General features: G+C 50.6%; 21 protein-coding genes and 1 riboswitch. Of the genes, 6 read left to right on the top strand and 15 right to left on the bottom strand.

Annotation, left to right across the window (positions count from 1 at the left end):
- Positions 1-131 precede the first annotated feature (131 nt).
- From selD to ACO0LN_RS12950, 5 genes are all read left to right on the top strand, one after another.
- Positions 132-1,190: a selenide, water dikinase SelD gene (gene selD / locus ACO0LN_RS12970; protein WP_422974344.1), complete on the top strand. Its 1,059-nt coding sequence runs from the start codon at positions 132-134 to the stop codon at positions 1,188-1,190.
- A gap of 33 nt (positions 1,191-1,223) precedes the next feature.
- Positions 1,224-2,159 (top strand): transaldolase, encoded by a 936-nt coding sequence (tal, locus tag ACO0LN_RS12965; protein ID WP_422974342.1) that lies wholly within the window; start codon positions 1,224-1,226, stop codon positions 2,157-2,159.
- Positions 2,160-2,230: 71 nt separating this feature from the next.
- A complete protein-coding gene (locus ACO0LN_RS12960; RefSeq protein WP_422974341.1) occupies positions 2,231-2,869 on the top strand; it encodes a CatA-like O-acetyltransferase in 639 nt (212 codons plus the stop codon).
- A gap of 1 nt (position 2,870) precedes the next feature.
- Positions 2,871-3,557, top strand: a complete 687-nt coding sequence (locus ACO0LN_RS12955; protein ID WP_422974339.1) for a hypothetical protein — start codon at positions 2,871-2,873, stop codon at positions 3,555-3,557.
- A 36-nt stretch (positions 3,558-3,593) separates the two neighbouring features.
- Positions 3,594-4,286 (top strand): tetratricopeptide repeat protein, encoded by a 693-nt coding sequence (locus ACO0LN_RS12950; RefSeq protein ID WP_422974338.1) that lies wholly within the window; start codon positions 3,594-3,596, stop codon positions 4,284-4,286.
- Between the two features lie 69 nt (positions 4,287-4,355).
- On the opposite strand, the gene ACO0LN_RS12945 is transcribed toward ACO0LN_RS12950, so the two are convergent.
- The 3 genes from ACO0LN_RS12945 to ACO0LN_RS12935 all read right to left on the bottom strand — a co-directional run bounded on the left by ACO0LN_RS12945 (position 4,356) and on the right by ACO0LN_RS12935 (position 7,065).
- Positions 4,356-5,990, bottom strand: a complete 1,635-nt coding sequence (locus ACO0LN_RS12945) for a DUF342 domain-containing protein (RefSeq protein ID WP_422974336.1) — start codon at positions 5,988-5,990, stop codon at positions 4,356-4,358.
- Positions 5,991-6,122: 132 nt separating this feature from the next.
- Positions 6,123-6,557: a DUF1398 family protein gene (locus ACO0LN_RS12940; protein WP_422974334.1), complete on the bottom strand. Its 435-nt coding sequence runs from the start codon at positions 6,555-6,557 to the stop codon at positions 6,123-6,125.
- A gap of 13 nt (positions 6,558-6,570) precedes the next feature.
- Positions 6,571-7,065 carry a MarR family winged helix-turn-helix transcriptional regulator gene (locus ACO0LN_RS12935; protein ID WP_422974332.1) on the bottom strand — a complete coding sequence of 165 codons (495 nt, stop codon included), beginning with the start codon at positions 7,063-7,065 and terminating at the stop codon, positions 6,571-6,573.
- A 173-nt stretch (positions 7,066-7,238) separates the two neighbouring features.
- Here ACO0LN_RS12935 and ACO0LN_RS12930 point away from each other — a divergent pair, with 173 nt between their 5' ends.
- Complete coding sequence (locus ACO0LN_RS12930; protein ID WP_422974330.1) at positions 7,239-7,643, top strand: hypothetical protein; 405 nt, start codon at positions 7,239-7,241, stop codon at positions 7,641-7,643.
- A 44-nt stretch (positions 7,644-7,687) separates the two neighbouring features.
- Here the strand turns inward: ACO0LN_RS12930 and ACO0LN_RS12925 are convergent, their stop codons facing one another.
- From ACO0LN_RS12925 to ACO0LN_RS12870, 12 genes are all read right to left on the bottom strand, one after another.
- Positions 7,688-8,548 (bottom strand): DUF2059 domain-containing protein, encoded by an 861-nt coding sequence (locus tag ACO0LN_RS12925; RefSeq protein ID WP_422974328.1) that lies wholly within the window; start codon positions 8,546-8,548, stop codon positions 7,688-7,690.
- A 21-nt stretch (positions 8,549-8,569) separates the two neighbouring features.
- Positions 8,570-9,994 carry a cobyric acid synthase gene (locus ACO0LN_RS12920; RefSeq protein WP_422974369.1) on the bottom strand — a complete coding sequence of 475 codons (1,425 nt, stop codon included), beginning with the start codon at positions 9,992-9,994 and terminating at the stop codon, positions 8,570-8,572.
- 34 nt (positions 9,995-10,028) lie between these two features.
- The gene (locus tag ACO0LN_RS12915; RefSeq protein WP_422974326.1) at positions 10,029-10,838 is read right to left on the bottom strand and encodes a cobalamin-binding protein; all 810 of its coding nucleotides are present in this window, start codon (positions 10,836-10,838) and stop codon (positions 10,029-10,031) included.
- A complete protein-coding gene (locus ACO0LN_RS12910) occupies positions 10,835-11,752 on the bottom strand; it encodes a cobalamin-binding protein (protein WP_422974324.1) in 918 nt (305 codons plus the stop codon). Before ACO0LN_RS12910 ends, ACO0LN_RS12915 begins: the two co-directional genes overlap by 4 nt.
- Positions 11,753-11,870: 118 nt before the next feature.
- Complete coding sequence (cobD, locus tag ACO0LN_RS12905) at positions 11,871-12,929, bottom strand: threonine-phosphate decarboxylase CobD (RefSeq protein ID WP_422974322.1); 1,059 nt, start codon at positions 12,927-12,929, stop codon at positions 11,871-11,873.
- Positions 12,922-13,869 carry an adenosylcobinamide-phosphate synthase CbiB gene (cbiB, locus tag ACO0LN_RS12900; RefSeq protein ID WP_422974367.1) on the bottom strand — a complete coding sequence of 316 codons (948 nt, stop codon included), beginning with the start codon at positions 13,867-13,869 and terminating at the stop codon, positions 12,922-12,924. The genes cobD and cbiB overlap by 8 nt, the downstream gene beginning before the upstream one ends.
- Complete coding sequence (gene cobU, locus ACO0LN_RS12895; protein WP_422974320.1) at positions 13,869-14,447, bottom strand: bifunctional adenosylcobinamide kinase/adenosylcobinamide-phosphate guanylyltransferase; 579 nt, start codon at positions 14,445-14,447, stop codon at positions 13,869-13,871. Before cobU ends, cbiB begins: the two co-directional genes overlap by 1 nt.
- Positions 14,448-14,455: 8 nt before the next feature.
- The gene (locus tag ACO0LN_RS12890; RefSeq protein ID WP_422974318.1) at positions 14,456-15,769 is read right to left on the bottom strand and encodes a cobyrinate a,c-diamide synthase; all 1,314 of its coding nucleotides are present in this window, start codon (positions 15,767-15,769) and stop codon (positions 14,456-14,458) included.
- Positions 15,763-16,401 (bottom strand): cob(I)yrinic acid a,c-diamide adenosyltransferase, encoded by a 639-nt coding sequence (gene cobO / locus ACO0LN_RS12885; protein ID WP_422974316.1) that lies wholly within the window; start codon positions 16,399-16,401, stop codon positions 15,763-15,765. Before cobO ends, ACO0LN_RS12890 begins: the two co-directional genes overlap by 7 nt.
- Before the next feature lie 20 nt (positions 16,402-16,421).
- Positions 16,422-17,195: an ABC transporter ATP-binding protein gene (locus ACO0LN_RS12880; RefSeq protein ID WP_422974314.1), complete on the bottom strand. Its 774-nt coding sequence runs from the start codon at positions 17,193-17,195 to the stop codon at positions 16,422-16,424.
- Positions 17,195-18,250, bottom strand: a complete 1,056-nt coding sequence (locus tag ACO0LN_RS12875; RefSeq protein ID WP_422974365.1) for a FecCD family ABC transporter permease — start codon at positions 18,248-18,250, stop codon at positions 17,195-17,197. Before ACO0LN_RS12875 ends, ACO0LN_RS12880 begins: the two co-directional genes overlap by 1 nt.
- A 139-nt stretch (positions 18,251-18,389) precedes the next feature.
- Entirely contained in the window at positions 18,390-20,252 is a 1,863-nt protein-coding gene (locus ACO0LN_RS12870; protein WP_422974312.1) for a TonB-dependent receptor domain-containing protein, read from the bottom strand.
- 180 nt (positions 20,253-20,432) lie between these two features.
- A riboswitch (cobalamin riboswitch) is annotated at positions 20,433-20,670 on the bottom strand.
- Positions 20,671-20,750 lie beyond the last annotated feature (80 nt).

The raw sequence follows: 20,750 nt of genomic DNA, 5'->3' as shown, positions 1-20,750 counted from the left end.
AAGCGAACAACATAGACATTGCTGCATAAGCAATATCATTAAAAAGCGATCACTTTGGTGGTCGCTTTTTTTATACTTGTAGCTCCGGCGTATAATCTTTAGCTTCCGACCAATACAAAAGTATAAGCCTCATGAGTAAAGAAACTGACGCCCCTGTCCGACTCACCTCTTTTTCGCATGGCGGTGGTTGCGGCTGCAAGATTGCACCTGGAGTACTTGCCGAAATATTAAAAAAATCTTCAGGATTTCCCGTGCCAGCGGCTCTGATGGTTGGTATAGAAACGGCAGATGATGCCGCCGTCTATAAGCTTAATGATGAGCAGGCACTGATTGCCACCACGGATTTTTTCATGCCCATCGTGGATGATCCTTTTGATTTTGGCCGCATCGCTGCCACCAATGCCATTTCGGATATCTATGCCATGGGCGGCACGCCCATCATGGCGCTGGCACTGGTGGGCATGCCTGTTAATCAATTACCTCTGGATGTCATCGGCAAAATTATCCAAGGCGGTGAAACCATCTGTGCCGAGGCTGGCATACCCATAGCCGGCGGCCACACCATTGATTCTGTAGAACCCATTTATGGCCTGGTTGTCATGGGCCTGATTCACCCATCCAGGGTCAAACGCAATGCCGATGCCAAGGCAGGCGACAAACTCATACTTAGCAAGCCGCTGGGTGTAGGCATATTGTCTGCCGCACTGAAAAAGCAGGCGTTGGACGAGGCAGGCTATGCCACCATGATCGCCAATACCACCAAACTGAACAAACCTGGGCAGGCCCTGTCTGCCCTTGATGGCGTGCATGCCATGACCGACGTTACTGGCTTTGGCCTGCTAGGCCATATGCTGGAAGTCTGCCGTGGTTCGAAACTGGCAGCCCGGCTGGATATGTCAGCAGTACCTTTGCTGGCGAATGTGGAAGAACTGGCCACAAATGGCTATATCACCGGTGCCTCTGCCCGCAACTGGGCAGCCTATGGGTCATCTGTGCAGTTCGACACGCAGATCAGTCCCGCCCAGCAAGCCTTGCTGACTGATCCGCAAACATCGGGGGGATTACTGGTTGCCTGCGATCCGGCAGTTGTTGAAGATGTTTTAAGAATTTTCCGTCAGGGTGGTTTCTTGGAAGCTGCCGTGATTGGTGATATTGTTGCAGGTGAGCCCTCCATAGCGGTACTGCCCTGATTTTTTGATTTTGCCCCTACTTTTGCAAATACCATGAACCAATTAGAACAACTCAAGCAATACACCACCGTAGTCGCTGACACTGGCGATTTCCAGGCTATCCAGGCTTATGCACCGCGCGACGCGACGACTAATCCATCCCTGATCCTGAAAGCCGTGCAAAAACCGGAATACCTGCCTTTGCTGGAAAAAGCCGTCAAGGACACGGCAGGCAAGTCCATTGATGAAACCATCGATCACTTGCTGATTGCTTTCGGTCTGGAAATTTTAAAAGTTATCCCTGGTCGCGTTTCTACCGAAACCGATGCCCGCCTGTCTTTTGATACGGCTGGCACTGTTGCCAAAGGCCGCCAATTGATCGCCATGTACGAAGCTGCGGGCATACCGCGTGACCGCATCCTGATCAAGATTGCTTCCACCTGGGAAGGCATACGTGCCGCCGAGATACTGGAAAAAGAAGGCATACGTTGCAATATGACCCTGCTATTCTGCCTGGCACAAGCGATTGCCTGCGCTGAAGCCGGTGCACAACTGATTTCACCTTTCGTAGGCCGCATCTATGACTGGTATAAAAACAAGACAGGCCAGGAAATCTTTGGTGCAGATGATCCTGGTGTTTTGTCTGTCAAAAAAATCTATACTTACTACCGCAAGTTTGGCTACAACACAGAAGTCATGGGTGCCAGCTTCCGCAATACTTCACAAATCCTGGAGCTGGCAGGTTGCGACCTGCTGACCATCAGCCCTGACCTCCTGCAAAAGCTCAGCGACAGCAATAGCAATGTCACACAAAAACTGAGCAAGGAATTGGCAGCATCTTCTGATCTGCAAAAAGTCAGCATGGATGAAAAGACTTTCCGCCTTGATTTGAATGAAGATGCAATGGCAACTGAAAAACTGTCAGAAGGCATACGTGCCTTCTGTGCCGATACCGTCAAACTGGAAAAGATGATTGCCGCAATGCGTTGAATCAACACCGCCTGACAGGTTATGATGAGGGGGCAGAATTTTCTGCCCTTTTTTATTTTGATGACCCGGACATGAAAAAGCAGTTAGACATAGCAAACTGGAACAGGCGCGAGCATTACGCCTTCTTTTCGCAAATGGATGAACCCTTCCATGGCCTGAACCTGAATGTGGATTGCACCTGGGCTTACCAGCATTGCAAAAAAGAACAAAAGTCCTTCTTCCTGTTTTATCTGCATCAAATACTGCGCGCCATCATGCGCACGGATTCCATGCGTTACCGCATAGAAGATGACAAGGTATTTGACTACGAAGTCATACACGCGAATGCAACCGTGCAACGGGCTGACCATACTTTCGGTTTTTGTCCTATTTACTATGAAGAAGATTTTGCCGCCTTCGCCACCGGTGCTAACATCGCCATGGATAAAATCAAGAACAGCAGCGGCCTTTGCTTTAATGATGAATGCGCACGTGAAGATGTGATTCATTTTTCTGCAATCCCCTGGATCAGCTTTACTGGGCTCACGCATGCGCGACAATATGACCGCAAGGACAGTGTACCCAAGATCTCGGTAGGCAAGTTTTTCAAACAGGATCAGCGCCTCATGTTACCCATAGCGATCTTCGTTCACCATGGTCTGGTGGATGCTTATCACGTCCATCAGTTCGTCACTGCACTGGAGGCCGCCTTGTCTGGCCAAAGCAATTAAGATGATCAAACAGATAAAAACCTCCCTGTTCCTCCTTAGCCTGGTGATCTTGCCAGCCGCGTATGCCTGGACAGAAGCAGATCCTCTCTGGAATAAAACCATGTCGCAGTACAAACAGACAAATCAATGGGTGCCAAAAGACATGCGGACCCAGCTTGATGCTGAGCGTAAAGACCAGCCAAGCAAAACTGCTTATATCAAATCTACACTGAATGGCTGGGAAAAACAGGAACCTAAATATACCATTGCAGCCACAGACAGCAACTGGCAAATCCTGCCCGAGCAAAAAAAATCTGCTGAGGGCATCAACAAGATGCTGACCGGCCTTGATGAACTCAAATCCAGCCTGCTGGAAGGCGAGGTCAAGGTCAAACGGCTAGCCAATGAGAACCTGGATGGAAAAAATCTTGCGGTGTTCCAGCTCAGTGATGATGGCGCAGGCAAGAAAGTCAGTATCAAGGTATGGGTTCATCCTGATACCGCCTGCATGGTTAAAATGGATACCTCCATGCATGTGGCTTTTTATGCTGATGCCGATTTTAGTACACGCTATACTGAACCAGGCAAAGAAGGCCTGTGTTTCAGAGGGCAGATGCAGGGTAATATTGATATCCAGATTCCCTTCAAGAAAGCGAAGATGTCTATCAAACAAAACCACGCTGACTGGACACCAAAGCCAGTCAACTGATGCTGCTGACTTATCTGCACTTCGGAAGGAATTATCATGCACAAAATTAATCACGCCATCTTCCTGCTTGCCTCTGTGCTGGCAATCGCTACAACCCGCGCTGACGATTTCAGCAATGGTGTCAGTTATTACGAGCAGGGAAATTTTAGTTCTGCCATTGAATCATTCAAGGCAGCCGCAGCCAAGGGCAATGCGGATGCGCAGTTCAACCTGGGGTTGATGTATTTGAATGGTGAAGGCATAGACCAGGACTACAAGCAGGCACTCAACTGGTTTGAACAATCGGCGAGCAAGGGTAATGTCAAAGCACAGGTGAACATAGGCCGCATGTACGCAAAAGGCAAAGGCATGGTATCAAATCATGGCATAGCCGCCTCCTGGTTCAAAAAGGCAGCCGACCAGGGTTATGCCGATGCCCAATACAGCCTTGGTATTTTATATGTCACGGGTACCGGCGTGGCACGCGACTACAACAAGGCAAAAGAATTATTTCAGCAAGCAGCCAATCAAAGCAATGCCAGCGCACAGTATCAATTAGGCTTGCTTTACCTGAAAGGCAGAGGCGTCACGGCAAATCTTGTCGAAGCCTATAAATGGCTCAGTCTCGCAGGCGACTATGATGATAGCGAAGTATTCAGAAAATATGTCGCCGCCAAAATGAGCAAGGAAGACGTTGCAGAAGCGCAGGCATTGGCAAAAGACTGGAAGCCTCAGAAAGCAGCCGAGTAAGCAAGCATCTGACAATTTTCGCCTTTCATGCAGCAGATTTTTAACAGGCTTTTTAACTGGCACTACGGTTCAGATGATAGCAATATGCCCATCGTGTATTTGATAATTACCTGGGCCTGAGTCTTCCTTGACCTGCCATTTATGTCTGCCTATCTGTATCTCTGTGCCTTCGTGAATTTTCTTGATGATTTTGACGCTGGCCTTTTCTATCAGCTCTTGCTCAGATTCCAGCTCATCGAGCTCTTTTTCCAGGGCATCTAGTTCTTCCAGTAAATGCAGGCGCTTGGCTTCAACCTTTTCGCCAATGCCACCTGCTGCTTTTTCTGGGTGAGTCATAAAGAAAGCTTGCAACTTGATCAGTTGATCCAGTTCAGCAGCTTTGCGCCCTATCTGGTATTGATTGCCATGAATTTGCGCATCCCTGTATGGATCAAAACCGACCTGTATCTGTGTACGTGTACCAGCAGCAGATCCCAGAGATACGGCACTGATCATCAGTGCCGCCTGTGTCTTGCCACCAAGAATATTACCTACATTCGACCCAGGTTTGCCGACAGTGATTTCTTTTCTGGCAATCAACTCACATTGCCTGGCATTTTGTTCCAATCGTATGCTGTCGCCAGCCTCAATATGGGCATTTTCGGCAAATAGCGCCTGTACTGAACCACCACATTTGATGCGTGAGGTGGTGCCACTGAGAATTTGCGTACCAGGTTTTCTTTCTGCCAGGCCGATGATGCCGCCTTTCACAGCGACATTGCCACCTGCAATAATATCGGCTGCCTCAACCAGTCCATTGACGATGACATCTCCCGTTACGTTTAATATCATCCCGGCCTTGATATCGCCCTCGACATGGATAGTCCCCTCAAAACTGATGTTACCTGTACTCAAGTCCACATCCGGCACTTGCAACACCGGATTGACGACAACCCCATCGTCAACAACTACAGGCTGACCTGCATTGGTCGCCATCAACAAATCCGGGTTCGTTGCCGACGGTGCGGCGCCTTGCAGATTAGCCCCAAATGCCATCTCTGGCAGCGGCTTGGCCAGTATCACTTGCCCCCTGATATTCATGCCAAACTTGCCCTGCACTGGTGGTATGCGTCGCATCAGTTCATCGCCGACATGCACGAGAAGCAAATGGCTAAGCTCGCGAAACTTGATAATCGCCAGTTCATCCCTTTGGGTCACTTCGCTTTTGTGTGCGCCAAACAAAGGCTCAAGGCGACCTGCAACACCCTGGCGCGGAGCATCGCCCTGGGCAATCAGCAAGTTTTCGCACCTGCCTGCTGCCAATGCCGCATCCAGTTCTTTGTGCAATATCCCATGAATAATGCCTTGCTCGCGCAAGGCGTCATTTACTGCCTCACCTACCTGCTTTCCGCCTTGGGCAGGGATCAGCGTTAGCCAGGCCGACAATAAATCATCCGATAACATCAAAGAAAATTCTGCATCCTTGCGGGCACCTACATCCAGCCTGGCCACCTCTGTGGCATCACGACATAATGTAACGAAGGCTAGCAGAGCAGTGGAATCCCTGTAGAAACTGGCATATTCACTGGCGTTCAATGCCTCTTCCAGATCAGCCAAATCAGGGGCGCGAATGCCATTCTGAGGCACGTAGCGGGCGCAGAGTATCCCTGAAGAGTCATCAACAGAAAAAGATAAAATTGCTGAATTAGAAAGCGACTCGCCCACGATGCTTCCTTAAAGTAGATGTTTGGCCTCCACGCTGCTTATTATTACATCACAAATAAGCGACTTTAAGCAATCTAGACTCAGGCGACTTAAATCAAAGTCATATTGACAAGTATGGCGCCAGATTTTAGTTTAATCTGCCCCGGGAAAATGTTCGACATGCACCTCACCAGCATGACCAAAATAACTGACATGCCGCCCCGCCATCCAGACTATATACCCCACACAACCAGCCATCATCGATGGCCGTATGAATTCGGGATAGCGCACCTCATCACGTTGCGCACGACGGATAGCTTCAACCAGGGCGCCTGCATCAAAAGCCATGGGAATAGTCTGATCTTTCTTGCCCAGGGCTACCACGTGCACGCTGTCATCTGCCAAGTAGTAGCTGGTATTGCCAGTGCGGTAATCTGCAAAATATGACTCTACTCCCACCGCCATCAAGCTGCCGACTACATGCCCAAAGTCAGCTTGCCTGCATAAGAGTCGTGGGCAACCGCTTCTATCGTTTGCAATACTGGATTTTCCATTTTCAATCCTTGGTTCACTATCCTTGATTTTCACTAATTCAACTGCTTTATTTGACAGGTACAGCCCTCAAATCATGCATGTTAACGATGTGCTTCATCAACGCGATCAGTTCCAAACGCTGAGTACCAGACAAATGCCCAAAGAACAGAGCGTCGTTTTCATCAGCCAAGGCTGCGAGCTTTGGCACCAAAATTTTCCCCGCCACCGTCAATAGAATTTGCGTCGCCCTTTTGTCGGTAGCGGACATTAGACGGGACAGCAGCCCCTTGTGCTCCAGGCGGGTAATGATCTTGGATACAGCACCTTTGGTCATTCCCAATTCACGTATCAATGCAGCGGGATCAGATGCCCCCGTATCAAACAGGCTGCGCAATGCAACCCATTCAGAGAGCGAAATATCTTCCGCCGCTAAACTGGCCTCAAATCTGGCTGATACATGATTGGAGACAAAGCGCAGCCAAAAACCAGTATGTGACTCCAGCGCACTGACGGCACCCTGAACAGGCGAGTCACGTGATGTGCTAGTCTTTTTTTCACCCATTACCAAATCCTGAATATGTTCAATTTCAGCATTTTAGTTTCCAAGGAAACTAAAATCAAGGATTTTCCAAATTTTTTACTTCATGAATATCAAATAAAAACGGAAAATAAACGCTTGACCCTGTAGTAAACACCATAGTTCAACATAGTCTTTCCTAATTTTGGAAAGACTATATGCATCTGAAAACCTATCTGCGCATCGTGCGCGCCAGTGCCTGGTATGACCTGGTTGTCACTATCGGCTTTGCTACTCCCTGGAGTTTTGCTCTGGTTCACCAAAGCCTGTTGCAGCTCAATAGCAGCCTGGGCATTGCAGGTGAATTCCCCACTTTCGCTGCAACCCATGTATTGATGGCGAACCTGCTGGGGTCTATCGTCACCATCTGGGCAATTTTGCGCCTGCGTGACACGCGCATGGAATATGGCCGCTATGACGCTGCCGGACGCGTCCTGTTCAGTATGTGGCAGCTATATGCGGTTGCTCATGGAGCCAGCCAGATCATACTGGCCTTTACCTTGTTTGAAATCGCTTTTGGGATTTTACAGCTATTGCCCATTTCGCATAAGGATAAAAGATAGTGTTAGGGCGCTTAGCTTAATGAAAAATAAGGAGCCGTATTTCATTATGGTTCCCATTTTTTCATCAACTCAGACAATTTCTTTTCGTCGTTACATTTTTTTTCCGCCATATACAGATTCATCCCAAATTTTCCGGCCCAATCATCAATCAAATCTGCCTCTTTGAGTCCGGCGCCAGTCTTTAAAAAATGGTTAATTTTTTCTCTTTCTTCTTGACTCAAGAATTTGACTAATTCGGCGTAAACTTTCGGTAAAAAAGACAAATTGAGCGCCATTTCTTGTGCAAATCTTTCTGGATCAACTGTTATGCGTAAGGCTTTATACACCGCTACCAAAAATTGTATTTCTTCAGATTTAGATTTTACGCTTACTTGGAAATCGAAATATCCGGGAAATTCGAGATCCCTCTTTTGCCTGGCAACGTCAGCATCCATATAAACTCTTTTTGCAAAAGAAATATATGCAAGGTATTTTTTTCCAACTGGAGATTTATAAAATGCTTTCAGTTCTTCAAACTCTTCTTCAGTAAGATTTTTGGGTATAGCGTATTTATAAGCATTCGCCAGCGACTCACCTGAATTTGAATTTTCAACAAGCACTGGTAAAGTGCAACGATTCCAGTTATCTCGTAATATTTCAGCAATATCTTTCGTCGCTTGCTTATACGAGTCTTTAAATTTGGGGTTATCCCATTTCCAATTTTTCCCGCCGAGACGAAATTGTTTCAGCGCTGTCACTTGAATTGAAACCAAGGACTCTTTGACGGCCGTATCAAAGTTCATGGGAACTGAATATGAGACGTTCCTTTTCGCTACAAAACTTTGAGTCTCTTCGAGGCTGATTGCATTGGCTGTTGAGCAAGTGGCGAGTATACAAATGATCTGTAATTTTGACGTGGATTTCATATTAATTTTCCAAGAGCATCCTCAATCTAAAAGCTGCAATTTTTCCAATAAAGGTTGGCACACATCTGCCACCCTATTGAGGCTATGCTCGCGCAAGGCCGCCAGATCAACCTTGTGCTCGCTTTCCAGCCCCGCCCAAGCCAGCAAGGCGGCACAGGCTTCGGGGTGGTCGAACAGGCCATGCAGGTAGGTGCCGAGTATCAGGTCATCGGGTGAACGTGCACCTTCGTCTTCGCCATTGATGGTGAAGACAGGCTGCGTGTCATTGCTGGCATAGGTGATGCCCATATGGATTTCGTAGCCGCTGACTTGTGCAGTGCTGGCGTTGAATGCGCAAACTCCTGTCACTTGTTGCAGACGTTTTTCCTGCGTCAGCTCGGTGGTAATGTCTAATAGACCCAGTCCATCAGAATCACCAGCCTGCCCTTCTACGCCATGCGGGTCGCTGATGATTTGGCCCAGCATTTGATAGCCACCACAAATGCCGATGACTTTACCGCCATAGCGCAAATGCTTTTCCAGCACAGGCTGCCAGCCTTGCGCTTGTAAGAACGCCAGGTCAGCACGAGTATTTTTGCTGCCGGGGAGGATAATCAGATCGGCAGACGGTATCGCCCTGTTCGGGCCTATGAATTGCAGATCGACATCAGGATGCGCGCGCAGTGCATCGAAGTCTGTATGGTTGGATATACGCGGTATGGCAGGCACAATAATGCGGAACTTGCCTGCATTGCCCTGGCTGGACTGTATCGCGTCTTCAGCATCGAGTTGCAGGCCATGCAGGTAAGGCAGGACTGCCAATACAGGTTTGCCGGTCTTTTTCTCCAGCCATTCGAGGCCAGGTTCCAGCAAACGTATATCACCGCGAAAGCGATTGATGACAAAGCCTATGATGCGCTTTTGCTCTGACTCAGACAGACAATCCAGGGTACCAACGAAATGGGCGAACACACCGCCACGGTCTATATCAGCCACCAGGATGACAGGACAATCCACCGCTTCAGCAAAACCCATGTTGGCAATATCGCGATCACGCAAATTCACTTCGGCAGGGCTGCCTGCACCTTCAACGATAATCGCTTCATATTGCTGTTGCAGGCGTTCATAAGACTCCAGCACGGCTCCCATAGCAATGGTTTTGTATTGGTGGTAATCACGTGCATCCATGTCTGCCCTGACCTTGCCATGGATGATGACTTGAGCGCCGGTATCCGAAGATGGCTTCAGCAAGACCGGGTTCATGTCAGTATGCGCAGGCAAACCTGCAGCCATGGCCTGCAAGGCCTGGGCGCGGCCTATCTCGCCGCCGTCAATGGTCACGGCACTGTTGAGCGCCATGTTTTGCGGCTTCATTGGAACAACGTGCACACCCTGGCGGTACAACAAGCGGCACAGGGCCGCAACCACCGTGCTTTTGCCAGCGTCAGAAGTCGTACCTTGCACCATCAGCGTGGATATTTTCATAGGATAAATTTCTTGTTCAAACGGTCTGTGCAGACTGCCATTCAGCAATCAGTATATGCAATTGCACCAGTCCATGCTGTATCGCTGATGGGCCGGGCGAAAGTATATCTGCCGATTTAATTTCCAGCACCCTGCCATTTCTTACAGCAGGGATATGATCCCAGCCTTCACGGGCAATCACGCTGTCAGGCCGGAACTTCTTGCCACACCAGGAGCCGATGATGATATCTGGTGCACGCCGTATGATTTCTGCAGGGTCGGCAATAATGCGCTCTCGGGCACTATGATGCTGCGCCAGGTCAGCAAAAGCATCTTCACCACCAGCGATATGGATGAGTTCTGACACCCAGCCTATGCAGGACATCAGTGGATCATTCCACTCTTCAAAATAAATTTTTGGCCTGCGTGTCCAGCCTGCGCTTTGCTGTTTGACAGTTGCAATTTGCGATTCCAGTTCTGCGATCAACACGGAACCCTGCTCCTGCTTGCCGACCAGGTTCGCCAATACCCTGATCATATGCAAAATACCGCCAACGTCGCGCTGGTTGAAGGCATGCACTTCTATGCCGGCACTGATCAGCTCACGCGAAATCTCAGATTGCATATTTGAATAGGCAACGACCAGATCAGGTTTGACTGCCAGGATGCGGTCTATCTGTGCAGACGAGAAACCACTGACCTTGGGCTTCTCATCACGGGCGCGGGCCGGTCTGGTGGTGTAGCCAGAGATGCCGACAACATAGTCTTCTGCTCCCAGGGCGTACAAGACTTCTACCGCTTCTGTAGAAAGGCAGGCAATGCGTTGATACATGCTGGCTGAATTCATTTCTTCCCTTGTGGCTGTGCTACGTTTTTGTCGCGCTTCTGTCTGGCTTGCTCCAGTGCCTGGCAAATCAGTTTGGCACCCTCGATAATACGCGGACCAGAGCGATTGACGAGATCACCCTCTATGGAGATCAAATTATTGTTTTTTGTCGCCAGCAAGCTAGGGAAAGTCTTCCATTGCTCGACACCACTCACGGCCTGGGTTTTGCTGTCGCCGGTGATGATGACCTCAGGGTTTTCCTGCAAGACTGCTTCTGTGCCGACCACGGGCGCTGTCGTGGCTAATTTGCCAAAGATATTCTCACCGCCGCAGTTACGAATAGCGTCGCTGACGATGTGGCTGTCATTGAGTGTATAGAGAGGCTTGCCCCAGACCTGATAGAAAACCTTGACCTTGCTTTTATTCTGGTACTGACTGTTTAGCTGTTGCACCTGCTGCCTGAACTCTGCCGCAGCTACCTGCGCCTGTTTTTCTGTACCAAACAGACTGCCGAACTTGATAAGGGTCTCTGCCACATTATCGAGCTTATGCGGTTCACTGAAAAAATACGGGATACCGGAATTGTGCAACATTTCCAGTTGACGCTCATAAGCACCGTGCATCCAGACGATGAGCAAATCCGGTTTCATCGCCAGTATGCGTTCAATATCCAGTTGACGGTTGTCCCCAACCCGCGGGATATTTTTTGCCGCCGCCGGATAATCACTGTACTTGACTGTAGCAATGATCCTGTCACCCGCACCTGCAACGTAAATCATTTCCGTCACATGCGGTGACAGACTGATAATCCGCTGCGCAGGCTTGGCCAGGGTTACCTGATTACCCATGTCGTCAGTCACCGTAATAGCTGCGTGCGAATGTGCAGTTAATACAACAAATCCAACCGCCATCATTACGTTTAATAACCTGGACATAAACTTCCCATATTCAAAATATAAAACCGAAATACATCTCTGAATTTTCTCTGTGCTTACTCTGTGGTGTAGCAGGGAATTCGAATGGCATGCCATTCGCCTGCGAAACGAAGATTTCCTAAGAGAAATCTTTCCTCCCTAGGTGTCTCTGTGGTGAGTGGTTTGAAAGATTTAACTCACCCCATTCATCCAGACCAAGCTCCAACCGCAACCACCCAGCTTCACTGCCAGGCAAGCCAAAACGCAAACCATGCGGCCTGTGTGGCCCTTGCGCAAACCAGCGCAGCCAGATGCCACGTTCTGCCATGAATTGCTTTAGCTGTTCCGATTTATTATTCAAATCTCGATGACTGCACCACTGGAACAAATCAGTACCTGATGAACGCATCTCATGCTCCTTCAAAAGCTGACGCAGTCGTTCGCCCTCTTGCTGCAAGTGTTGCGCTGTCCGTATTTGCCACTGCCCGTCATTCAAAGCAACAATGGCGATTTGCTGGGCAGCCCCGCTGACACTCCAGGGTCCAAGATAATTCGCCAATTGCTGTAACAGTTTTTTTTCAGCTGCGACAAAGCCCACGCGTATTCCTGCCAGACCAAAGAACTTGCCTACTGAACGCAAGACGATCAGTCCTGGCTGATCTGCATGGGCAGCTACACTGATATCTGGCACAGTATCAGCAAAGGCTTCATCAACGACCAGCCAGCCACCACGTTTAGCCAGTTGTGCAGCCCAGCTTAAAAGCTGGACTGATGGGATGAATTCACCAGTAGGATTATTTGGATTACACAGCACCACGACGTCCGCCTGTTCGACGGCGGCATCTAGTTCTGCATATCTGCACTCTGTCACCGCGTGACCGGCCTGCCGCCATTGGTAAGCATGTTCAGCATAGCTGGGTGCCGATACGACGACCCTAGCAGCCGGGCGCAAGCGTGGCAGGGCCTGAATCACTGCCTGCGAACCTGCTACCGCCAGCATCTGTGGTGCACGATAATAAGTCTGCGCAGCGTTTACCAGTGCATCAGAATACTCAGGCAAGCGGTACCATGCATTCGCTGCCAGTTGCGGTACCGGATAAAAATGAGGATTGATGCCTGTCGATAAATCCAGCCAGTCTTCCAGCGGGCGGCCAAAATGGCGCACAGCATCGCGCAGGTTGCCACCGTGTTCAAGCATGGATGACTCCACTCAAAAATAAAGCGGCCAGCAAGGCTATGCCACACCACGAGGCGGCGCCAGTTTCTACCAGACGCAGAGCACGCAAAATATCAATCGCCTTTGCTGTATCGCCTTCACCCAGCGGTGGACGAACTTCTGCCACGCCGTCATAACTGGCAGCACCACCGAGCGCCAGGCCAAGCGCACCGGCACCGGCGGCCATCACCGGCCCTGCATTCGGGCTTGGCCAGCCGGGAGCCTGACGTTGCCAGCATTGCCATGCCAGACGGGTCTTGCCCAATGTGGCATAAGTGCATGCAGTCAGGCGTGCAGGTATCCAGTTCATGACATCGTCAATGCGCGCAGCTACACAGCCAAAGCGCAGAAAGCGCGTGGAGCGATAACCCCACATGGCATCGAGAGTATTTACGAGGCGGTACAAGACTGCACCGGGGCCACCCAGCAAGATGAACCAGAACAAGGTGGCAAAGACAGCATCGCAACCATTTTCGAGAACGGATTCGACACTGGCCTTGGCCAGGTAGGCTTCGTCTGCATCGTCAGTATCGCGACTGACGATATAAGAAGTACGTTTTCTCGCTTCCGTCAAATCACCGGCCTGCAAGGCCGTGGCGATGGCTGCATTATGTTCACGCAGGCTGCGCAAACCCAGACAAAAATACAGCATTACGATGTGCAATATAGCCACCAGCCAATAGTTGAAATATTGAACCAACAGCAGTACCAGTACACTTAATGCAAGCAGTGGCAAAACCGCCAGACACCATGCCAAAGCACCGGTCCAGCGGCTGGCTGTTGGTGTATTCAAGCGGCGTTCTATGGAATTTACCAGATTGCCAAAACCAACCAGAGGATGAAATTTGCGCACTTCGCCCAGCGTCAAGTCCAGCAAAACGCCCAGCAGCAGGCATAGCACCATGACCACGCCATCCAGCATCACCATGGCTGGCCTTTCAAGTACAGTGGCAAACCGGCAGCAACCCAGACTACATTGTCTGCAATGGCTGCGACAGACTGGTTCAGTCGCCCCGCTTCATCGACAAACCAGCGTGACACTGCTCCCATCGGGACAATGCCCATGCCGACTTCATTGGACACCAAAATAATTTTGCCCGGGGCCTGTGCCAACGCATACAACAAGGCCTGACGTTGCACGGCAAACTGTGGTGGAGGCGTGATGTGCCCTATCTCAGGAAAATCTACCTCTCCTGAAAACAGCAGATTAGACAGCCAGACTGTCAGGCAATCAACGAGGAGGATGTTGTCTGCCCGGCTGCGCGCCATGATGGTCGCACCCAGTTCCAGGCTTTGTTCCAGCGTGCCCCAATCTGCCGGGCGGCGTGCACGATGGTGGGCAATACGCTCCTGCATTTCAGTATCGCCTGCGCTGGCAGTTGCAAGGTAAAGTACTTGTTGTTTACTGTCACTGAGTTTGATTGCCAATTGCTCGGCAAAGGCACTCTTGCCCGAACGCGCACCACCAAAAATCAGGCTGGTACTATGTGCGGGTTTCATATTTGATCTCATGATGTTTCAACTGAGAACAATGCTGCCGTTGCCGCTGGATTGGAAGCAAAGTAGGCATGAAAATAAGAAGCGCGCACATTGCCAACGCGGTAAATAGCTTCGCCCTGCTGCTGTGTGGAATGCTTGATGGTATGGCTGCTGGCAGTCAACGTGGTTTCAAAACGCGAGTAATGAAAGGTATGCCCGCGCAATTCACCCTGCGGTGTTGCCAGGGCTTGCGCACCCAGCGCTGCCAGCCGTTTTTGCATGATGACTTTGCCCGGCAATATACCCGCCATGGGCCAGCTTTGTTCCTGTTGATCCACCAGGCCTTCGGTAATCGCCATCATGCCGCCGCACTCCGCGAATATAGGCATGCCCTGCGCATGGGCAGCGTACAGCGTTGCCAGCCAGTTGCTAGCCTGCGTCAGTGTCTCTGCATGCAATTCAGGATAACCGCCAGGCAGATACAGGGCATCCGCTTGCGATGGTATCGCGTCATCTGCCAAAGGCAAAAAGAAAACCAGTTCCGCCCCCAGCCCGATCAGACATTCAATATTGGCTGGATAGATAAAGGCAAATGCGGCATCACGCGCAATGGCGATGGTCTTGCCAGCCAGATTGGCGGCTGATTGAGATACATGCTGTGAAACATGTTCTCGTAATTCAAAACTGGTATCAGGCAAGGCATCCCAGGCTTGCATATCCAGTTCCAGGCTGTCAGCCATGGCATCAAGTATGGCTTCAATGCGGTCCACTTCTTGTGGCAAGACCAGGCCCAGATGGCGTTCTGGCAAGGCTTCATCCTGCCTGCGCAGGCTGCCGAGCAAGGGTATATCGCGCATGGCAGCCGCAACCATCTTGGCATGGCCTTCTGAGGCGATGCGGTTGGCGATGACGCCAGCCAGGTGCACAGGACCAAAATCGCGCAAACCCATGGCCAGCGCACCGACAGTCTGCGCCATGGCAGATGCATCGAGAACCGCCACAACAGGCACACCAAAGGCACGCGCCAGATCAGCCGATGAGGGATTACCGTCATACAGACCCATGACACCTTCGATGAGGATGACGTCCGCATCCAGCGCTGCGCGTGCCAGCATGCCTTCAGAATCAGCCTGCCCCACCATCCACAAATCCAGCGAATGTACGGCAGAACCGCAAGCACGTTCCAACATCATGGGGTCGATAAAGTCTGGCCCGGTTTTAAAGACGCGTACTGTCTTGCCGAGTTTGACGAGCTTGCGTGCCAGTGCTGCGGTAGTCGTGGTTTTTCCCTGGCCTGAGGCTATGGCCGAGATCAATACGACCTTGGCGCTGGGCCTTACCATTCCACACCCGCCTGCGCCACGATGCCTTCTTTGAAAGCATGCTTGATGACATTCATTTCTGTGACTGTATCAGCAATCTCGATAATCTCTGGCAAGGCACCACGACCGGTGACGGCGACGTGCTGCATTTCTGGCCTGCCATCGAGATCATCAATGACCACCTGCAAATCCAGATAATGATATTTGAGGGCGATATTGAGTTCATCGAGCACGACCAGACCTATGGTCGGGTCATTCAAAAAGCGTTTTGCCTGTTCCCACGCAACTGCGGCCTTTTCCATATCACGTTCGCGGTTTTGCGTGACCCAGGTATAACCTTCGCCCATTGCATGGAATTCAACTTCATCAGGGAAACGGCGCAAGAAAATTTCTTCACCAGTTGACATCGCCCCCTTGATGAACTGCACGACACCCACCTTCATGCCATGTCCCATGGCACGCATGACCATGCCAAAGGCGCTGGAACTTTTACCCTTGCCATTGCCGGTATGTACCAGCAAGACACCGGTCTTGCGCTGGGCTTTTTCTATCTTTTCATCCATCATCGCCTTCTTGCGCTGCATGCGGCGTTCATGACGGGTGTTGATATTGTCAGTCTCTGTGTCCGGCTTGGGAGGCAATGCACTTGTCATGATGGTAGTTTCTCGTGTGTTTAGTTTTGAGGCAGGAATATGGTTTGCCCGCCATGTGTGAAGCGCTCGATTGGATGCCCCAGACAGACACTGAGTTGGGATGCGCTGAATATGTCATCTGCTGGCCCGGCTTGCCAGCTACCATCACCCATCAGCAACAGGGCATGGGTGGCAATACGATAGGCCATATTGAGGTCATGGCTAACCATGACAACAGCCTTGTTTTGTTGTGCATCTGCTTTACTGCACAAGCGGGCAAACAATTGCATGACGCTGACCTGGTGCCCGAGATCAAGTGCATTCGCTGGCTCATCCAGCAACATCCATTTGGCGTCCTGGGCCAGCAAGGCGGCAATCGCTACGCGCTGTCTTTCGCCGCCAGACAGGCTGCGCACGTCGCGCTCTGCCATGTCGGCGACATCCATTTCACGCAGGGAAGCCATGGCAAGATCCATGTCGTCATTGTTTTCCCAGTAATGCGAATTCTGGTATGGATGGCGGGCGCTGAGTACAGTATCCAGTGCAGAATAGCCAAAAGCATCTACCCTGCCCTGTGGTAAAAATGAACGCTCACGGGCCAGCCCCGTCAATGTCCAATCTTGCAACGGTTTATCACGCAAATAGACCTGGCCACTTTCTATGGGACGCAAACCGGCAAGTGTGCGCAGCAAGGTACTTTTGCCAGCACCATTACGGCCTATGATGCACCAGCATTCACCTGGCTGTATTTGCCAGTTGAGTTCACGCACCAGTACGCGCTTGCCTACCGATAAATTCAGATTGCGGATATCCATCAGCGCCTCCGCAATTGATGCAATTGCAGCAGGAACATCGGTACGCCTACCAGCGCAGTAATGACGCCAACCGGCAACTGCTGTGGTGCGACCACAGTACGGGCCACCGTATCTGCCAGCACCAGGAAACAACCACCAGCCAGTGTCGCAACGGGTATCAGCAAACGGTGATCAGGGCCCCAGGCAAAGCGGCAGATATGCGGCATGATGAGGCCAACAAAACCTATGCTGCCCGCATTGCTGACTGCACTCGCGGTCAACAAGGCAGAACATAAAAACAGCAGTTGGCGCAAACGGCCAATATTGACCCCCAGGGTGCTGGCATTGTCGGCATACATGGCTGCGACATTGATGGAACGCGCATTGCGCATGACGAACATTAATATGGCACCAAGTATCAACCAGGGCAGATAACGTGACTGGGTATTCGACAGATCACCTATCATCCAGAACACCATGCCGCGCAAACGGCTGTCTGGCGCGATCGACAGCATGAGGGTGATGATGGCACCGCAACCGGTAGCGACGATAACACCAGTCAGCAACAGGATAGGTGCACTGCCATCGGTACTACCCGCACCGCGCAAGTCGCGGTAAGCAAGGCCGAATAACAAGAGCGCAACGGTAATTGCACCGACAAAGGCAGCCACGTCCACCAGCCAGAATGCTCCAAAAAATAATATGGTTGCCAGCGCACCGACAGATGCCCCACCAGATATGCCCAGCACATAAGGGTCGGCCAGAGGGTTGCGCAACAGCGCCTGCATCATGACACCTGCCAGCGCCAGCGTGGCACCGGTCACAAAGCCGGTCAGTGCACGGCCAAGGCGCAAATCAAGCAAGCTGCCTGGCAAGCTCGTTGGCGGGCCGCGTAGCAATTCCAGCAAGGCTTGCCATAACTCGGCAAAGCTCAGAGATACCGAACCGCAGACGCAGGCAATCAATACACTGCCTACGGCGGCGGCCAATAAAATAGGGAGAACCAGACCAGCACGTTGAGCGACCGCCATCCTGGGGGATTGCTTGCGCTGTCGTGCAGAAAAAAAAGACGCCATCATCAGTCTGGTCCAAAGGTGAAACAGGTTTTGATGTGCAGCGTCTTTAAAAAACCAGACCTGTACATCAGCTTATCAGCTTGCGGATGTGTGGGCGATGCAGCCATATCCGCCGCATCGCTACACATCAATGCCAGACTTATTTAAAGCCGTAGTTCACGCCAACAAATACATTGGAACCGGCTGTTGCATAGCCTCTTGCCAGTTCATAGTCTTTGTTCAGGGCATTATTCCAGCGTGCCAGTACCGTTGTGTTTTTTGCGATCTCATATGTTGCGTACAGGTTCAGCAAATTATAAGAGCTCAATAATCTGTTGTTAGCTGCGTCATCATAACGGTCGCCAGAGAAAATGGTTTCCACACCAACTTTTGCGTTTGCAAAAGAATATTCTGCAGCCAAAGTACCGTGCTGTTTGGAGCGACGAGCCAGACGTTTGCCTGTCGTGTCGTCCTTAGGATCTTGGATGTCGATAGATCCGCGCAAAGTCAGATCAGCAAAACGGGTACTGCCGCCTATTGTCAGGCCAGACAAAGTTGCCTTATTGACGTTGTAGGCACAACCAAAAGGATAATTTGGTGGGCAGACATCTTTACCAGCTGAAATCAACAAATCAGTTGCCTTGTTTTGATAATAAACAGCGCTTAACTGTGTATCACCCTGCTCAAAATACATCCCAATTTCAGCATTTTTTGCTTTTTCCGGTTTGTTAGTGGCAACACCATAATTAGGGTAATACAGCTCATTGTAAGTCGGCGCGCGGAAGCTAGTACCATAACTGGCATTGACGCGCAGTGCATCGTTGAAGCGGTAACCATAGGCGACGCTGCCAGTGGTATTTGAACCATATTGCGAACTGCGGTCATTGCGGATACTAGCGCTGGCCAGGTGTGCATCCTGTTTGAGCACATAAGATGCGGCAAAAGAATCCGTAGTACGCTTGCGATTGAGCGCTGCAGTTGCAGTATCAACATTTTCCTCGCGTGTTTCCACGATCAGTTGCAGGACATCCTTGCCGAAACGGATATCATTCTGAAAACTCACACTATCCTGGGTGGTAGTAATCTCACTGGCAGTATATTTGCTTGAAGTCGCAGTTTCACTGACACCCTTGTCAGTAGCTTTGGCCACCTGCAGCGAGGCAGACCAGTTGTCAGTGAACTTGCCACGGCCAAAGACGGCAATGGTTTCCAGTGTAGAGATACTACGGTTGTCCTGGTTCAGGCCAGAATCATACTGCGCATTGTTGCGGCTGTGTAAAACGCTGGCACCAAGCTCGTAACCTTTGCTGATTTCCCATACCAGACGACCATTGAAACTATCCAGTTTGTAGCCGTCTTTGTCAGGGTTATAGCCAAAATCCGCTGTTGGCTTGGTCGCAGAAAACCCCTCGCTCTCTTCGTGGCCAGCATTCAAGCTGAGACTGAGATTATTGGCCACAGAACCAAAGATACCCGCCTGCAATTTACGAGTGCCATAGCTACCCAAACCAGCCGACACGGTAGGAGAGAGAACACCAGTACCCTTTTTAGTGAATATCTGTATCACACCACCCATGGCATCAGCACCATAGAGGCTTGACAGTGGGCCATACACGACTTCAATACGGTCTATCTGTGACAATGGAATGGAAGACCAGGTAGCACCGCCGGTAGTGGAGGAACCGATGCGCACGCCATCAATCAACACTACGTTTTGCGCATTGTTGCCACCGCGCATGAAGACGGAAGCTGTCGTGCCAGGGCCACCATTGCGGGCGATTTCTATGCCACGTTGCTGTTGCAAGAGATCAACAACTGAAGCAGCGCCGGATTTGGCGATGTCTTCCGCCGTGATAACGACGTTGTCAGCCAACACATCCTTGGCGGCCTGGGTCTGGCGACCAGCGGTAATCACCACGCTGGAAGCAGCGCCTACAGCAGCAGTTTGTGCAAAAGCGAAGGTGGATGGGAATGCAGCAGCAATGGCCAGGCTAATGGCAAGCGGTTTGAATACAGATGTCATGATATTTCAGAAAAAATAGAGCAAGTAACCGACGTCCCCGCAGGCTACTTTGAACAAAGCAATAAGGACAATTAGTCGTCAGCGACAGGGCCACGCAGGCAGCCTGTGCTGTCAGGATTTCACACCATGCCAATCAACGGCAATGCATGCGTTTCTGTTTAACGAAATTTCCCCGTCCGTATTGCTTCACTTATTCTGGCCGGTATCCGGGCTGACAAGTATCACCATCTGACCTTCCCATGCACATAGCACAGTGGTATTGGAAAATGGCTGGCTGCGTGTGAACTATGTAAGTGTTCTAAATTCGCAGCAACTTGTACACCGTTGCGGGGGCAGCACACTTTTGCAAGAGCTTAGTGTTTCCCGTTTAACCGCAGATATGAATATACCCGCGAGCACCAAAACCCCGCCATTCTATAGACAGATGGGGGTAGCCGCAAGTTTGGAAGGTTTAAAAACTGACGCAGCTCAGTTTATTAACTTATTGAAAACAAAGCA

This window comes from Undibacterium sp. TC9W (assembly GCF_049339865.1).
Taxonomy (GTDB): Bacteria; Pseudomonadota; Gammaproteobacteria; order Burkholderiales; family Burkholderiaceae_D; genus Undibacterium.
This window is presented reverse-complemented; position numbering and strand designations above follow the sequence as displayed.

Bases quoted from the DNA above. Each gene is read 5' to 3' on its own strand.
- selD (WP_422974344.1), top strand. From the start codon at position 132: ATGAGTAAAGAAACTGACGCCCCTGTCCGACTCACCTCTTTTTCGCAT.
- tal (WP_422974342.1), top strand. From the start codon at position 1,224: ATGAACCAATTAGAACAACTCAAGCAATACACCACCGTAGTCGCTGAC.
- ACO0LN_RS12960 (WP_422974341.1), top strand. From the start codon at position 2,231: ATGAAAAAGCAGTTAGACATAGCAAACTGGAACAGGCGCGAGCATTAC.
- ACO0LN_RS12955 (WP_422974339.1), top strand. From the start codon at position 2,871: ATGATCAAACAGATAAAAACCTCCCTGTTCCTCCTTAGCCTGGTGATC.
- ACO0LN_RS12950 (WP_422974338.1), top strand. From the start codon at position 3,594: ATGCACAAAATTAATCACGCCATCTTCCTGCTTGCCTCTGTGCTGGCA.
- ACO0LN_RS12935 (WP_422974332.1), bottom strand. From the start codon at position 7,065: ATGGGTGAAAAAAAGACTAGCACATCACGTGACTCGCCTGTTCAGGGT.
- ACO0LN_RS12930 (WP_422974330.1), top strand. From the start codon at position 7,239: ATGCATCTGAAAACCTATCTGCGCATCGTGCGCGCCAGTGCCTGGTAT.
- ACO0LN_RS12925 (WP_422974328.1), bottom strand. From the start codon at position 8,548: ATGAAATCCACGTCAAAATTACAGATCATTTGTATACTCGCCACTTGC.
- ACO0LN_RS12920 (WP_422974369.1), bottom strand. From the start codon at position 9,994: ATGGTGCAAGGTACGACTTCTGACGCTGGCAAAAGCACGGTGGTTGCG.
- ACO0LN_RS12915 (WP_422974326.1), bottom strand. From the start codon at position 10,838: ATGAATTCAGCCAGCATGTATCAACGCATTGCCTGCCTTTCTACAGAA.
- ACO0LN_RS12910 (WP_422974324.1), bottom strand. From the start codon at position 11,752: ATGTCCAGGTTATTAAACGTAATGATGGCGGTTGGATTTGTTGTATTA.
- cobD (WP_422974322.1), bottom strand. From the start codon at position 12,929: ATGCTTGAACACGGTGGCAACCTGCGCGATGCTGTGCGCCATTTTGGC.
- cbiB (WP_422974367.1), bottom strand. From the start codon at position 13,869: ATGCTGGATGGCGTGGTCATGGTGCTATGCCTGCTGCTGGGCGTTTTG.
- cobU (WP_422974320.1), bottom strand. From the start codon at position 14,447: ATGAAACCCGCACATAGTACCAGCCTGATTTTTGGTGGTGCGCGTTCG.
- ACO0LN_RS12890 (WP_422974318.1), bottom strand. From the start codon at position 15,769: ATGGTAAGGCCCAGCGCCAAGGTCGTATTGATCTCGGCCATAGCCTCA.
- cobO (WP_422974316.1), bottom strand. From the start codon at position 16,401: ATGACAAGTGCATTGCCTCCCAAGCCGGACACAGAGACTGACAATATC.
- ACO0LN_RS12880 (WP_422974314.1), bottom strand. From the start codon at position 17,195: ATGGATATCCGCAATCTGAATTTATCGGTAGGCAAGCGCGTACTGGTG.
- ACO0LN_RS12875 (WP_422974365.1), bottom strand. From the start codon at position 18,250: ATGGCGTCTTTTTTTTCTGCACGACAGCGCAAGCAATCCCCCAGGATG.
- ACO0LN_RS12870 (WP_422974312.1), bottom strand. From the start codon at position 20,252: ATGACATCTGTATTCAAACCGCTTGCCATTAGCCTGGCCATTGCTGCT.